The 13,618-nt window shown below is 70.2% G+C and carries 13 protein-coding genes; 3 read left to right on the top strand and 10 right to left on the bottom strand.

The annotated features are described in order from the left end of the window. Nucleotides 1-59 precede the first annotated feature (59 nt). Both V6D00_02445 and V6D00_02440 read right to left on the bottom strand, forming a co-directional pair. The gene (locus V6D00_02445; GenBank protein HEY9898018.1) at nt 60-1,061 is read right to left on the bottom strand and encodes an SPFH domain-containing protein; all 1,002 of its coding nucleotides are present in this window, start codon (nt 1,059-1,061) and stop codon (nt 60-62) included. Nucleotides 1,062-1,081: 20 nt separating this feature from the next. Then, nucleotides 1,082-1,513, bottom strand: coding sequence for an NfeD family protein (locus tag V6D00_02440; GenBank protein HEY9898017.1), 432 nt, complete (start codon nt 1,511-1,513; stop codon nt 1,082-1,084). A gap of 119 nt (nt 1,514-1,632) precedes the next feature. On the opposite strand from V6D00_02440, the gene V6D00_02435 reads away from it, so the two are divergent. After that, complete coding sequence (locus V6D00_02435) at nt 1,633-2,184, top strand: hypothetical protein (GenBank protein HEY9898016.1); 552 nt, start codon at nt 1,633-1,635, stop codon at nt 2,182-2,184. 15 nt (nt 2,185-2,199) lie between these two features. Here the strand turns inward: V6D00_02435 and V6D00_02430 are convergent, their stop codons facing one another. The 5 genes from V6D00_02430 to V6D00_02410 form a co-directional block, all read right to left on the bottom strand. Continuing rightward, nucleotides 2,200-2,955 (bottom strand): hypothetical protein, encoded by a 756-nt coding sequence (locus V6D00_02430; protein HEY9898015.1) that lies wholly within the window; start codon nt 2,953-2,955, stop codon nt 2,200-2,202. Continuing rightward, on the bottom strand, nt 2,931-4,844 hold the full coding sequence (locus V6D00_02425) for an ABC-F family ATP-binding cassette domain-containing protein (GenBank protein HEY9898014.1): 1,914 nt from the start codon (nt 4,842-4,844) through the stop codon (nt 2,931-2,933). Before V6D00_02425 ends, V6D00_02430 begins: the two co-directional genes overlap by 25 nt. 32 nt (nt 4,845-4,876) lie before the next feature. Beyond that, on the bottom strand, nt 4,877-5,674 hold the full coding sequence (locus V6D00_02420; protein ID HEY9898013.1) for a transporter substrate-binding domain-containing protein: 798 nt from the start codon (nt 5,672-5,674) through the stop codon (nt 4,877-4,879). Between the two features lie 32 nt (nt 5,675-5,706). After that, nucleotides 5,707-6,507 (bottom strand): transporter substrate-binding domain-containing protein, encoded by an 801-nt coding sequence (locus V6D00_02415; protein HEY9898012.1) that lies wholly within the window; start codon nt 6,505-6,507, stop codon nt 5,707-5,709. Between the two features lie 71 nt (nt 6,508-6,578). Next, on the bottom strand, nt 6,579-6,902 hold the full coding sequence (locus V6D00_02410; GenBank protein HEY9898011.1) for a hypothetical protein: 324 nt from the start codon (nt 6,900-6,902) through the stop codon (nt 6,579-6,581). A 170-nt stretch (nt 6,903-7,072) separates the two neighbouring features. On the opposite strand from V6D00_02410, the gene V6D00_02405 reads away from it, so the two are divergent. Further along, complete coding sequence (locus tag V6D00_02405; GenBank protein ID HEY9898010.1) at nt 7,073-8,590, top strand: HAMP domain-containing sensor histidine kinase; 1,518 nt, start codon at nt 7,073-7,075, stop codon at nt 8,588-8,590. A gap of 14 nt (nt 8,591-8,604) precedes the next feature. Continuing rightward, nucleotides 8,605-9,945 carry a replication-associated recombination protein A gene (locus V6D00_02400; GenBank protein ID HEY9898009.1) on the top strand — a complete coding sequence of 447 codons (1,341 nt, stop codon included), beginning with the start codon at nt 8,605-8,607 and terminating at the stop codon, nt 9,943-9,945. Here the strand turns inward: V6D00_02400 and V6D00_02395 are convergent. The 3 genes from V6D00_02395 to V6D00_02385 form a co-directional block, all read right to left on the bottom strand. Continuing rightward, nucleotides 9,920-12,361 (bottom strand): ATP-binding protein, encoded by a 2,442-nt coding sequence (locus V6D00_02395; GenBank protein HEY9898008.1) that lies wholly within the window; start codon nt 12,359-12,361, stop codon nt 9,920-9,922. The genes V6D00_02400 and V6D00_02395 overlap by 26 nt on opposite strands. Before the next feature lie 34 nt (nt 12,362-12,395). Beyond that, on the bottom strand, nt 12,396-12,698 hold the full coding sequence (locus V6D00_02390; protein HEY9898007.1) for a hypothetical protein: 303 nt from the start codon (nt 12,696-12,698) through the stop codon (nt 12,396-12,398). A gap of 217 nt (nt 12,699-12,915) precedes the next feature. Continuing rightward, the coding region (locus tag V6D00_02385) for a hypothetical protein (protein HEY9898006.1) at nt 12,916-13,618 on the bottom strand (703 nt) is incomplete at its 5' end.

Below are 13,618 nucleotides of genomic sequence, written 5' to 3'. Positions count from 1 at the left end.
ATCCTTTCAGCGAAGCGCCCCGCCGATTCTTCGGCGGGGCGCTTCGCTGTGGGTGGGGCCTACTTCCCGGCGGGCGGGCTCGAGATACCGCCGAGCAGCTCCTTGATCCCGCCCAGCGAGCCGAGGACGCCCGTGGCCTCGTAGGGCATGTAGACGACCTTGTTCTCCTTGCCCGAGACCATCTCCTTGAGGGTCTCGAGGTAGCGAACGGCGATCAGGTAGCTCGCCGGATCCCCGTTGCTTGCTGCGATCGCGCCCGTCACCTTCATGATGGCCTCCGACTCGGCCTGGGCGACCATGGAGCGGGCCCCGGCCTCGCCCTCGGCGGACAGCAGCCGGGCGCGCATCTCGCCCTCGGCCCGGTTGATCTCGGCCTCCTTGTAGCCCTCGGACTCGAGGATGCGCGCCTGCTTGAGGCCCTCGGCCTCGAGGATGGCGGCGCGGCGATCGCGCTCGGCGCGCATCTGCTTCTCCATGGCGGCCCGGATGTCCTTGGGCGGGTTGATGTCCTGCAGCTCCACCCGGTTCACCTTGACGCCCCACTTGTGGGTCGCCTGGTCCAGGATGACCCGCAGCTTGGAGTTGATGGTGTCGCGCGAGGTGAGGGTCTCGTCCAGGTCCATCTCGCCGATGATGTTGCGCAGCGAGGTCTGGGCCAGCTTCTCCATGGCGTCGGGGAGGTTCGCGATCTCGTAGACGGCCTTCACCGGGTCGGTGATCTGGAAGTAGAGCAGGGCGCTGATCTCGGTGCCCACGTTGTCCTTGGTGATCACGTTCTGCTTGGGGAAGTCGTAGACCGTCTCGCGCAGGTCGATCCGGCTGATGCGCCGGTGCCGGACGAGGCTCTTGCCGCCGCCCTGCTCCTCGACGTAGCGCCAGTCCACGGCGCGCGGCGTGTCGATCACCGGCCAGATGATGTTGATCCCCGACTCGAGGGTCCGGTTGTAAGAGCCGAGACGCTCGATCACCATCGTCTCGGACTGCTGGACGATCTTGACGCTCTTGGCGACGACGACCACCGCGGTCGCCATCACGATCAGCAGGAACAAGAGAAATCCCATCTTCGTTGCTACTCCTTGCTCTAATACGTTTCCACGATCAGGCGCGAACCGTCGACCTTGATCACCTTGACCTTCTGGCCGGCCGCAAGCTCGCCCTCCGCGAGCGAGACCACCGACCAGTCTTCACCGTCGACCATCGCGCGCCAGCTCCCGTGCGCGTCATGGGGCGCCTGCGAGACGATCCCCGTCTTGCCGACCAGGGCGTCCGCGTTGGTCCTTACCGCCCGGCCTCCAGCAAAGGCGCGCGAGAACAGGGGGCGCACCAGGAACAGGGAGGCGAACGAGACCGCCGCGAAGGCGATCGCCTGCACCGCCGCTCCCGCCTTGACTGCCGCCAGGAGGGCGGCCGCGCCGCACCCCACGGCGAAGCAAGCCAGGACGAAGCCCGGCGTGAAGACCTCTGCGATCAGCAGGACCAGGCCCCCGATGGCCCATAGTTGCCAGGCTGTCACCCGTCGTTCCTTTCTGGTTGGTTTGTCGGACCTGTCCAATCAGCTCCGCCGCTTGGACTGATGCTTATCTACCCGAAATGGGCCATTATCTTTCCCGTCATTGAATCGGGAGGAGCCCCATGAAGCTTCTGACTCAGGTCTGGATCCTCGTCCACGGCCTCGCCCGGCGCATCCTCGCCCGGTATCAGCGTCCCGAGGACACCCTCGCCCACGTGATCGAGCGGCTCCGGCACGCCGCCAACCGGCACAAGCTTCACCTGGCCGAGCTCATCGTCGAGCACCGGCAAGGCGAGCGCCAGCTCTCGGCCCTCCGCCTCCCGGGCGCGGCGGGCGACGCGCTGGCGGAGCGGCTCGCCGAGCAGGTCAACGATCAGCGGCGCCGGATCGAGGAGGGGCGCCTGGCGCTCTTGGCGCTCGCCAGCCAGATCGCGCACCTCGAGGCCAAGCGCGGCGACGTGCGCCTGCGCGCCGAGCTCCTGGAGGCCCAGGGGGCGCTGCGGCGCCTGGTGGGCGATCTCGGGGCGCCGAGCGTGCCCGGCCTGGTCGAGCAGATCGAGCGGGATCTCAGCCGGCGCGAGCAGGTGCAGCGGGTGCTGGACCAGCTGGACGCCTTCTCGGCGGCGCCCGGCCCCCGGCCGACGAAGGAGACCGGGCTGGAGCCTCTCGGCTGAGGTCGAGACCCGGGCTCAGCCGCGGGTGCGCTTCCGGTGACGAACGGCGGTCTTCTTGGTGGCCTTTTTGGCGACGGCCGGCTTCTTTACGGCCAGGCGGGGGTTGGGGCCGGCGTGGAGGACCTCGCGGGCGAGCAGTTGCCGGTCGCCCCGCTCGGCCTCGGCGGCCGCGGTTCGCCACTCTTTGCCGTAGCGCAGCAGCGCGGCGTAGGCCGGATCGCTCGGCCCCAGCAGGCCGGCGATGGCGAGGGCCTCTCGCCACTGGCCCGCGCGCGCGTGGGCGTGGGCCGCGAGGGTCAGGCGCGACCAGAAGGCTTCGGCGTCGGCGGCTCCCAGGGCTCCCGAGCGAACGAGGGTGACGCCCCTCTCCCACTGCTCCGAGGCCATGTGGCGCCTGATGCGGGTCTCGGGGGAATCGACCAGGTCCAGCCTGTAGGGCCCCTCGAGCCGCTCCTCGAGGTCGTTCGGCCCGCGCACCCCCAGGGTCACCGTCACCGAGGGCATGCCGAACGGGATGCGCAGGCGGTCCTTGGCCAGGAGGTCCAGGGCGTCCTGGCCGTTGACGTAGCGCAGGCGCACCAGGCGATCGCCCGAGACGCTCAGCCGGGCGCCGTCCGCCGGCGAGTGGGGGTCGATCCCCTTCACGATGAGGCTCTGGGGGCTGCGCTCGACCTGGATTCCGGAGTTGCCGAGCTCGAAGGCCTCGGCCGCCGGGGCCGAGAGGATCAGGAGGGCGAGCGCGAGCGCTAGTCGTCTGAGAGGTCGAGCCATTCTTCGGTCGCTGCCTCGTGCCGTGCGCGGCTCTCGTCGAAGTCCGCGGTCACGGCGGCCGCGCGGACGTGGTCCTCGTACAGGGCGGGGTCCGCGATCAGGGCCTCGAGCTCCGAGATCCGCGCCTCGAGCTCGGCGATCTCGGTCTCGAGGGCCTCGATGCGGCGCGAACGCTGGAACGCGTTGAGCTTGGGCTTTTTGGCGGGGGCTTCGCTCGGTGCGGCCTCCGGCTGCGGGGCCGACCTGGGGGCGGTCTTTGCCGGCGCGTCGCTCGCGAGTTGGGGGCGCGCGTTCTGCTCGCGGTAGGCGGTGTAGTTGCCCACGTGCAGCCTGGGGCCACCCTCGCCGAAGGCCAGGACGTGGGTGGCGACGCGATCCAGCAGGTAGCGGTCGTGCGAGATCAGGATCACGCTGCCCGCGAACTCCTCGAGGGCGTCGGCGAGCATCTCCTTGGAGCCCAGGTCCAGGTGGTTGGTGGGCTCGTCCAACAAGAGCAAGTTCGAGGGCTTCATGAGCATCTTGGCCAGGCAGAGCCTGGCGCGCTCGCCGCCCGAGAGCTTCGAGACCGGCTTGAACACGTCCTCGCCGCGGAAGAGGAAGCGCGCGAGCAGGCTGCGCGTCCGCTCCAGGGTCCAGGTGTCCCCCTCCACCGAGCGGTACGCCTCGTCCAGGACCGACTGGTCGTCGTTGAGCTGGTCGGCCTGGTGCTGCGAGTAGTAGGCGGGCTTCACGTTGTAGCCGAAGCCCGCCTCGCCGTCGTCCGGCTCCTCTTGCTGGGCGAGCATGCGCAGCAGGGTCGACTTGCCGCACCCGTTGGGGCCGACCAGGGCGAGGCGCTGGCCGCGCTCCAGCTTGAGGCTCAAATCGGTGATGACGGGCTTTGCGCCGTAGGCCTTGGCGAGGTGGGAGCCCGAGAGGACCTGAAGGCCGCTCGGAGGCGCCGGCGGGAACCGGAAGCGCACCGTGTCGAGGACGGTGGGGGCCTCCAGCCGCTCGATCTTCGCGAGCTGCTTCTCGCGGCTCTTGGCCTGGGTCGAGCGGGTGGCCGAGGCGCGGAACTTCTCGACGAAGGCCTGCTGGCGCGAGAGCTCGCGCGCCTGGCGATCGAAGGCCACCTGCTGGGCGACGACCCGCTCCTTCTTCTGGTCCAGGTAGGTCGTGTAGTTACAGGCGTAGTCGTCGATCCGGCTCTGCTCGAGCTCGGAGATCCGGGTGACGACCCGGTCGAGGAAGCGCCTGTCGTGCGAGATCACGACCACCGTGCCCGGGTAGTCGCGCAGGTAGTCCTCGAGCCACTCGATGGCGTCCAGGTCCAGGTGGTTGGTCGGCTCGTCCAGGAGGAGCAGGTCGGGCTGGAGCAAGAGGAGCTTGGCCAGGGTGACGCGCATCTGCCAGCCGCCCGAGAAGCTCTCGACCAGACGCGCTCGATCGCTCTCCGAGAAGCCCAGCCCCGAGAGCACCTTGCCGATCCGGGTCTCGACGGTGTAGCCCCCCATGGCCTCGAAGGCCTCGGTGGCCTGCGCCTGGGCCATGGTCAGCCGCGAGAGCTCGGCGGGGTCCGAGGCGTGGGTCAGCTCGTCGGCGAGCTGAGCCAGGCGATCGGCCTGGGCCTGCAGCGCCGAGAAGGCCGTCCACATCTCGGCCTGGAGGGTGCGGCCCGCGATGCCGGGCAGCTCCTGCGACAGGTAGCCGATAGTCGCCTTTGGGCGCAGGAGCACCCGGCCCTCGTCGGGGCCGGTCTCGCCGAGCAGGATCTTGAGCAGGGTGGACTTGCCCGCGCCGTTGGGGCCGACCAGCCCGACGCGATCGCCGGGCGAGACGTGCCAGTCGACCTCGTCCAGGACGGTCTTGGTGGGGAAGTGCTTGGAGACGCCGGAAAGGGTGATCATTCCTGCATGTTACCAGGAGTGGGGGGCGGGCATCAATCCGGCATGGGGGTACCGGGCGGGAGCCCGACGAGGCCCACCGGCCGGGGCGTTCGGGCGCTCGGCGTCCACTTGCGCTGGATCCGCGCGAGGGTGCCGTCCTGCTGCATGGCGCGCAGGGCCGCGCTCCAGTGCCGGATCACCGGGGCCGGTGTCCCGCGCGAGAAGGCAAAGTACAGCTCCATGCGCCCCACCACGAGCTTGGGCGCGATCGCATCGGGGGAGTGGCCCAGCTTCTGGACGTGGTACGCCGCGCTGAGGTTCGAGTCGCTCCAGAGGTCCACCCTGCCGGTCATGAGCTTGCGGGCCGAGTCCGTCGGGTTCGATGAGACGTCCAGGTTGGTGAAGCCCAGACGCTGAAGGGTTTCCAGGTAACCGGTGTCCCGCTGGGTGGTGATGCGCCTGACGCGCTTGGCGTCCGCCAGGCGCTTGATCGTGAGTGGGCTGCTGCGGCGCGCGTAGAGGATGTTCTCGACGATCGCGACCGGGCCGAGCAAGGTGAAGCGCTTCTCTCGGTCGGGCGTGCGAAACACCGAGAAGAGCATGACGTTCGGCGTCTGGAGGAGCAGGTGGTAGCCGCGGGACCAGGGCAGGGCCGTGGTCGGGGTGTGGTCGTCGAGGCGCTCCTGGATCGCCTGGACGACCTCCCCGATCATCCCCTCGGGGACGCCCTGGCGGGCGTTGGTGAAGGGAGGCCAATCCTCGGTGAGGATCTGGAGGGCCTGGCTCGGCGCCGCCAGGGCGAGCCAGGCGGCAAGGGCGATCGACCAGCGGCGAAGGGGGGGCAGGGGCATCGCAGGGCCTCCAGGGAGAGGGGCGGGCGCGCTCAAGGGGGCGGCATGGGCGTGCCCGGCGGCACCCCGGTGATGACGAGTCGGCGGGGGACGGACTCGGAGGGGAGCCAGCGCCGCTGGATCCGCGCGAGGGTGCCGTCCTGCTGCAAGGCGCGAAGCGTGGCGAACCAGCGCCGGATCACCTGCGCCGGCGTCCCGCGCGAAAAGGCCAGGCAAACGTCATCGCGCTCCAGCGCGAGCAGGGGCCTCATGTCGCTCGGGCGGTATCCGACCTGCTTCAGGGTGTACGGTGCGCTGAGGTTGCCTTCGTACCAGAGGTCGATCCGGCCCCGCATCAGCTTGCGGGCGGCGCTATGGGGATCGGGGGAGACGTCGAGGTTGGTGAAGCCGAGCTTGCGCAGGGTCTTCTCGTAGGACGTCCCGGCGTAGACCCCGATCCGCTCGACCTTGCGGGCGTCCTCGGCCGTGCGGAGGCGAAGGTGGCTGTCCCGGCGGGCGTAGAAGGTGCCGTGCATGCGGGCGATGGGCCCGATGAAGGTGTAGAGCTGCTTGCGCTCCGGGGTGAGGTTGATGGTGAAGAGCAGGATGCCGGGCTGGGTGGTGAGCGCCTTGATGCCGCGGGCCCAAGGCACGACCTGGATCGGGGTCGGGTCGTGGTGGCGGGCGAGGATCTCCTCGACCACCTCCACCGCCATCCCGGCCGGGGCGCCGTGCCGGGTGAAGGTCAGGGGGGGCTGCTGCTCGGTGAGGACCTTGAGGGCGAGGCACGGCGATGCCGCGAGCAGCAAGACGAGCAGGCTCAGAGGCAAGAGTAGGAAGCGTCTTGCGCGCATGCCGGAAAATCCCTCCGCTCCCGCGAGACCCTCGTGCGAGACCCTCGTGGCGGCAGCATATCACATCGGCCTCACTCCAGCCCGATGCGCAGCTCCTGGCCGCGGATCTCCAGGTGGGCGCCGGGAAAGCCCGCCGCCTGGAGGGCTCTGATCGCCTCGGCGATCGCCTCTTGGCGAGGGGCGTCGAGCCGCCCTTCGAGCGCCGCGAGGGGCGCGCGGTGCCAGGCCTTGTCGCGGGCCCGCTTGAGGATCTCCTCGCCCGCCAGGCGCATGCCGGCGACGAAGCCGAGGGTGTAGCTCTCGAGCGGAGGCATGGGGCCGAGGCCCAGCAGGCCCTGCTCGGTGAAGGTGAACTCGGCTGCTCGCTCGATCGCTTCCTTGTCGTTGAAGTCCATCATGAGCCTCTTATTCCCCGGTCGTGCGCCAAGGCATCCGCGCGGGGAACAAAAGTCCCTTGCAGCCTTCGTCTCTCGCGCCTATGTTAAGGAATGTAAGGACTTAACTGCGCTCGGGGGGGCGCCGAGATGCGCTTGACGGGAACGGACATGGGCCGGTGGGTGCCGGGATGAAGGGAGCGTTCGGAGCGGGGCTCGCGATCCTGCGCCGCTGGGCCGGCTCGCTGCGAGGGGCCATCGTCCTCCTGGTGGTGCTGGGCCTGCTGATTCCGGCGGCCGTCGCCAGCGCCGTGATGCTGCACCGCCAGCGCGAGGAGGGCCTGGCCGCGCTCGCGGCCGATCAGGCGCGACTGGTCGACATCCTGGCGCAGGGGATGGAGCAGCCCCTCTGGAACCTCAACCCCGCCGAGGGCCAGCCCCTGGTCGATGCGATCATGGGCGACCAGCGGGTGGTGCGGGTCGAGGTGCGGGATCCGGTCCTCGGCGTGTTCGCGCAGGGACGGGGCGCGGCCCCGGCGGGGCGCACCTACTCCCTGCGGCGCGAGGTCCGTCACCAGGGCCAGGCGATCGGGTCGGTCCTCCTCGAGATGTCCGACGCGTCCCTGGTGGCCCGGATGGCCGCCAATCGCGCCTGGTTGCTCGTGGTCGTGGGGGCGCAGCTGCTCGTCAGCCTCCTCTTCATCCTGGTCCTGCTCCAGCGGCGCCTGCTGAATCCCCTTCGCCGCCTGATGGCCGAGGCCGGGCGCCTCGAGCACAGGCAGCTGGAAGCGCCCTTCGTCTGGGAGCGGGGCGACGAGCTGGGGCGCCTCGGCAACCGCCTGGAGGCCACGCGCCAGGCCCTGCGCGGGCTCTTCTCCCAGCTCGAGGACAAGAACCGCGAGCTGCAAGAGGACATCGCCATGCGCGAAAGGGCCGAGGCCGAGCGCGCCGCCTCGCTGATGCGCGAGCAGAAGGCGCGAGCCGACCTGGAGGCCGCCCAGGGCCTCGATCGCCTCAAGAGCGACTTCGTGAACTCGGTCTCCCACGAGCTGCGCACCCCCTTGACCTCGATCATGGGCTACGCGGAGTTCCTCGAGGACGGCATCGGCGGGCAGCTCTCCGACGAGCAACTGGCGTTCGTCCGGCAGATCGAGCAGAGCTCCACCCGCCTGGAGCGCCTGGTGGACGATCTCCTGGACTTCGCGCGGATGGAGGCCGGGACCTTCAGGCTCAACATGGCGCGCGAGGACCTCTCGGCCAAGATCCAGGAGGTGGCCGCGAGCCTCAAGCCCCAGATCGAGGCGGCCGGCCTCACCCTGCGCCTTGCGCTGGGGGAAGAGGTGCCCTGCCTCGAGATGGACTCCCAGCGGATCGCCCAGGTGCTCATCAACCTCTTGAACAACGCCATCAAGTTCACCCCCGTGGGCGGGCTGATCGCGGTGCGGCTGAGGCGCGAGGACGGCATGGTCCGCTGCGAGGTCAGCGACAGCGGCGAGGGCATCGCCCCCGAGGAGCAGGCCAAGCTCTTCCAGCGCTTCAGCCAGCTGTCCACGGGCGCGCGCCGGGGCGGCACCGGCCTGGGGCTCTCCATCTCCAAGGCCCTGGTCGAGGCCCACGGGGGCCGGATCGGCCTCGAGAGCGCCCCGGGGCGAGGCAGCACCTTCTGGTTCACCCTGCCGCTTTCCTTGAGGCCCGCGGTCGCGAAATGACGTAAAATGGGGACATGAGCGCCATTGACGACCAGATGTCCCTCTTCGGTGCCGGCAAGTCCGGCACGGGCGTCGATCCCGACGCGCCCCTGGCGCACCGGATGCGCCCGCGCGGCATCGACGAGTACCTGGGCCAGGAGCACCTCCTGGGTCCGGACAAGCCCCTGCGCAAGCTGATCGAGGCGGACAAGGTCCCCTCCTTGATCTTCTGGGGCCCGCCCGGGGTGGGCAAGACCACTCTCGCCCAGCTCATCGCCCGCGCCACCGAGGCGCGCTTCGTGCCCTTCTCGGCGGTCACCGGCGGGGTGGCCGAGCTGCGCGAGCGCCTCAAGGAGGCCAAGGAGCAGAAGCGCCTCGGCCGCCGCACCATCCTGTTCATCGACGAGATCCACCGCTTCAACAAGGGCCAGCAGGACGCCTTCTTGCCCCACGTCGAGGACGGCACCGTCACCCTGATCGGGGCGACCACCGAGAACCCCAGCTTCGAGCTCAACGCGGCGCTCCTGTCCCGGGCGCGGGTCCTGACCCTGCAGCCCCTGCCGGATGCGGCGATCGAGGGCCTCTTGCGCAGCGCCTGGACCGACCCCGAGCGGGGCCTGGCCCAGAGCCCCGAGGCCCTCGGCGACGAGGTCTTCGCCCTTCTGACCGAGTTTGCGGGGGGGGACGCGCGCAGCGCCCTCAACGCCCTGGAGACGGTCAGGGACCTGGCGGACCGCTCGCTCGAGTCGATCGCCCAGGCCCTCCAGCAGCGCACCATGCCCTACGACAAGGGCGGCGAGAACCACTACGACACCGTCTCGGCCTTCATCAAGACCATCCGGGGCTCCAATCCGGACGCGGCCCTCTACTGGCTGGCGCGCATGCTCGCGGGCGGCGAGGACCCGGTCTTCGTCGCCCGCCGCCTGCTCATCCTGGCCAGCGAGGACGTGGGCAACGCCGACCCGCGGGCCCTCTCGATCGCCCTGGCGACCTTCCAGGCGGTGCAGGTCCTGGGGATGCCCGAGGCGCGCATCCCCCTGGCGCAGGCCGTCACTTACCTGGCGGCGGCCCCCAAGAGCAACGCCAGCTACAAGGGCATCAACGAGGCCCTCTCGGCCGTCGCCAAGCTGCCGACCTACCCGATCCCCCTCCACCTGAGGAACGCCCCCACCAAGCTGATGAAGCAGCTCGGCTACGGCAAGGAGTACCTCTACCCCCACGATTATCCCGGGGGCTTCGTGGGGCAGGCCTACTGGCCCGACGAAATGAAGCCGCAGCGCTTCTACCGTCCCACCGAGCATGGGGAGGAGGGCCGCATCAAGGCGCGGATCGAGGCCCTGCGCGCCTCGCTCAGGTCGAGGCCGGAACGCTCCTGATCGCTTCGGGCGAAAGCGGGATCCGGAACCAGAAGACGCTGCCTCGGCCAGGGGTGCTCTCGAGGCCGATTTTTCCCCCGTGGGCCTCGACCAGGGCCTTCGAGATCGCAAGCCCCAGGCCGGTGCCGCCCTTGTGCTTGCCCGCCTCGAGCTGGCTGAAGCGCTGGAAGAGCAGGGGCTGATCCTCGGGCGGGATTCCCGGCCCGTCGTCCTCGACCTCGCAGACCATGGCGTCCGGCTCGCGCCTCAGGCGGACCGTGACGCGGCCGCCCTCGGGGGTGAACTTGAGGGCGTTGCCGATCAGGTTGATGAGGACCTGTCCCAGGCGCTGGGCGTCCGCGTTCAGCTCGCCGGGCGCGCCCGTCACCTCGCTGAGCAGGGTGACCCTCGCCTGAGCGGCCTGCGGCCGCAGGCTCTCGACGATCTCCTCGACCTTGTCGCCCAGGTCGAAGGGCGCCACCGCGAGCTTGAAGGTGCCGGCCTCGATCCGCGCGAAGTCCAGCAGATCGTCGATCAGTCGCTTCAGGCGCTGGCTGCTCGCCTGGATCTGCTTCACGAACTCGGCCTGATCGGCGCTGAGCGCCCCGCCCAGCTCGTCCTCCAGGAACTCCGCGTAGCCCATGATCGAGGTCAGGGGCGTGCGCAGCTCGTGGGAGACCGCGTTGACGAAAGAGCTCTTGAGGCGGTCGAGCTCCTGGAGCTCTCGGTTGCGCTTTTCGAGGGTCTCCTCGAGGCGCTTGCGGTCCGAGATGTCGATGACGAGCCCCTCGAGCAGGATTTCGCCGGGGTGCTCGCCGAGCACGCACACCCCCTGCTCCCAGACCCACTTGATCTCTCCTTCGGCGGTGCATAGCCGGTAGACGAGCCGGAAGGGGCGGCGTTCTTCGAGCGACGCCTCGACCTCCCGGCGCACCTGCTCGCGGTCGTCGGGATGGATCAGGTCGGCGTACCCCAGGCGCCGGTTGAGGACGAGGTCGTCCGGGGCGTAGCCGGCGAGGGCCATGCTGCCCTCGCTGACGAACTCCATGGTCCAGTGAGGGTCGAGCCGGCACCGGTAGGCCATGCCGGGCAAGTTGGAGAGCAGGGTGGCCTGGCTTCGTCGACTGGCCTCCAGCTCTCGGGTCCGCGCCTCGAGGCTCGCGGTGGCCTCCTGCAGGCCGGCGAGCATCGCCTGGGCGCTCAGGCCGAGCTGGTCGTGGGGTCCGGCGGGCGTGATCGCGCCCGAGAGGTCGTGCCGGGCGATGCGCTGGAAGTGCGCGCTGAGCTCGCTCAGGTAGGCGATCGCCTGCCTGAAGGCCCCTGCCATCCGGCTGAACTCGTCGTCGCCCGGCAGGTCTCCGAGCTGCTCGACGAGCCGTCGCACCCGCTGGAGGTCGCCCTGGGCGAGGGCCTCGCACGCGGCCGCCATGGGGGCGAGCGGCCGGGTGGCCCGCCCGATGAGCCAGATGAGCATGGCCGTCAGGGCGAGCAGGATCCCCGCCGTGCCCATGGCGCGCGTCCAGAGGAAGTGGTTGAGCGGCCTCATGGTGGCCGCCTTGTCGACCAGGAGCACGACGTGCCAGGCGCCCGTCTCCACCCGGCTCGAGAAGCTCCAGGCGGGCTTGCCGTCGAGGGGGTCGCTCAGGGTCACCACCGCGCCCGGGGCCTGGCGTCTCAGCGCTTGCCAGTCGAGCTTCGCGAGCGACGAGTCGGCGTAGGGCCGGGCGTAGTCCCCGGGCCGCGGAGCGACGATCAGGCGGCCTTGGGGGCTCAGGACGAAGAGGTGGGAGTGGGGCATGGTGGGCAGGCGCGCGATTGCCCGGTTGATCGATTCGAGGCTCAGGTCGGTGCCCGTGATCCCGACGAAGCGCCCGTGGAGGCGCAGGGGCAGGGTGTAGGAGACCATGGGGATGCCCAGGTAACGGTAGGGCTCGGTGATGAGGGGGGCGCCACTTCGCTTGGTCTCGGCGTAGAACGCGATGGCGTCGATGTCTTCGACCCCGGTCAGGATGAGGCGATCGCCCTTGCGATACCAGTAGGGGGTGAAGCGCCCGCCCGGCATGGCGGGATGGGTGCGCCAGCGCGCGTCCTGGCCGTCGGCGTCGGGCTCGTAGTTGGCGTAGGTGGAGAGGATGTTGGGGGTGTTGCGCAGCAGGCTCTCCATGAGGTCGAGGATGGCCTTGCGCTTTCCGAAGCCGCCGCTCTGCTGCATGGCCAGCAGGTCGCGCGAGATCTGCTGGGCTCGCAGGTTGTCGGCGTTGAGCCCCTGGGCGACGCTGTCGGCGATCCGCTGGCCGTCCTGCTCGATGCGCTCGACCAGGACCTGGCGGAGGAAGATCGCGCCGCTGGCGACGAGCAGCGCGAGCATGAGCGCCATGACCAGGGCGACCTTGGCGGCGATCAAGGAGTTCAGGTGGTGGAAGGTGAGGTGCTTCATCCGGGCCTGCCAGAGAGGAGACGAGAGGGAACGCTCAACGCAGGGCGCGCTCGCGATCGCTCTGCGACATGCTGGCGGGCTGGAGGTAGATCTCCTCGACCTTGCGCTGGAGCCTGCGCAGCCTGGCGAGCATGAACCAGATGTAGCTCGCGAGGCTCTGGTCGTCCGCCTCGAAGAAGAGCTGGGCCGTCTCGCGGACCTGCCGGCTGTGCACCGAGAGGTGGCGGGGGTGCTCCCGGGCGAGTTCTTCGAGGAGGATCTGCTCCGCACCGTTGGCGGCCGGTAGGTAGTGCTTGAAGCTGCCCATCGCCTTCACCCCTTCGTGCAAGCGTTCCACACCGTCGCGTGCGGGTGGCCTCTCGCGTGGATCTCGCGAGGCTCGAACGGGTCAGAATGTTGCGGCGGGGGGGCCTGACTGGGCGGCGGGCCTGGTGCTTCAGGGGGCGTTTGTCGGTCCTGGGGTCAAGTGTAACTCCCGATGAGGGGGTGTCAACGGCCTGCCCCGCGCGTGCGAGGCCCCCCACGGCGGGGGGCGCCGGTGGGCGCGACTCGAATCAGGGGACCGCTGCCGAGGTGCGCTGGGCGTCCTGTCGCACCGGGGTGCCGTCGTCGGACCAGAACAGGCCCGCCTCGGTGCGCACGAAGAAGGTGCCGTTGACGCGGCGATGCCCCTGGATGGTCGGTTCTGCGCTCGAGGCCTCGGGGGCCGGGGCCACGGCGGCAGGGACGACCGGGGGAGCGGGAGGTTGCGGCCCGGAAAGCGCCTGCGGCTCGGAGACAGGCGCCTGGCGGTTGGGATAGACCTGCTCGCCCAGGCGCTTGCTCCAGTCGCCGCGAACGGGCGTCCGGTCGTCGGCCCAGACGAGCCTGCCCTGCGAGATGCGGTAGAAGTGACCGTCGACGCGGCGGTGGCCCTGGAACTGGTCGCCGACCACCCCGGGCTGGAGCGGCTGGGCCGGGGGCTTGGCGACCACCTGGCGTGCCGGTGGCCTGGCCATGCGCGGGGCCTCGCGCTTGTCGGCGCTCCGCAGCGCGACGTCGAAGCCGCCGTCCGCCTTGCGCGACACCACCGCGCGGGTGCGCGCGTGGTCAACGGGGGCGTGGGGGCTCGTGCGCTCGGTGGTGCGAAGGGAGTGCCTGGAGCCCTTCGAGGCGTGCCGGCGCTCGGGGGCGCTCGTGCGCGCGTGAGGCCCCCCCGGGATGAGCAGCAGCTGCCCCGGATAGATCAGGTCGGGGTCCTGGATGATGCCCTGGTTG

Origin of the sequence: Pantanalinema sp., from assembly GCA_036704125.1 — a bacterium.
Lineage (GTDB): Bacteria > Cyanobacteriota > Sericytochromatia > S15B-MN24 > UBA4093 > JAGIBK01.
The sequence above is the reverse complement of the archived record's forward strand: the minus strand, read 5'-3'. Positions and strand labels throughout refer to the sequence as shown.

Coding starts and splice junctions, on each gene's coding strand:
- V6D00_02445 (HEY9898018.1), bottom strand. CDS start 1,061: ATGGGATTTCTCTTGTTCCTGCTGATCGTGATGGCGACCGCGGTGGTC.
- V6D00_02435 (HEY9898016.1), top strand. CDS start 1,633: ATGAAGCTTCTGACTCAGGTCTGGATCCTCGTCCACGGCCTCGCCCGG.
- V6D00_02430 (HEY9898015.1), bottom strand. CDS start 2,955: ATGGCTCGACCTCTCAGACGACTAGCGCTCGCGCTCGCCCTCCTGATC.
- V6D00_02425 (HEY9898014.1), bottom strand. CDS start 4,844: ATGATCACCCTTTCCGGCGTCTCCAAGCACTTCCCCACCAAGACCGTC.
- V6D00_02420 (HEY9898013.1), bottom strand. CDS start 5,674: ATGCCCCTGCCCCCCCTTCGCCGCTGGTCGATCGCCCTTGCCGCCTGG.
- V6D00_02415 (HEY9898012.1), bottom strand. CDS start 6,507: ATGCGCGCAAGACGCTTCCTACTCTTGCCTCTGAGCCTGCTCGTCTTG.
- V6D00_02410 (HEY9898011.1), bottom strand. CDS start 6,902: ATGGACTTCAACGACAAGGAAGCGATCGAGCGAGCAGCCGAGTTCACC.
- V6D00_02405 (HEY9898010.1), top strand. CDS start 7,073: ATGAAGGGAGCGTTCGGAGCGGGGCTCGCGATCCTGCGCCGCTGGGCC.
- V6D00_02400 (HEY9898009.1), top strand. CDS start 8,605: ATGAGCGCCATTGACGACCAGATGTCCCTCTTCGGTGCCGGCAAGTCC.
- V6D00_02395 (HEY9898008.1), bottom strand. CDS start 12,361: ATGAAGCACCTCACCTTCCACCACCTGAACTCCTTGATCGCCGCCAAG.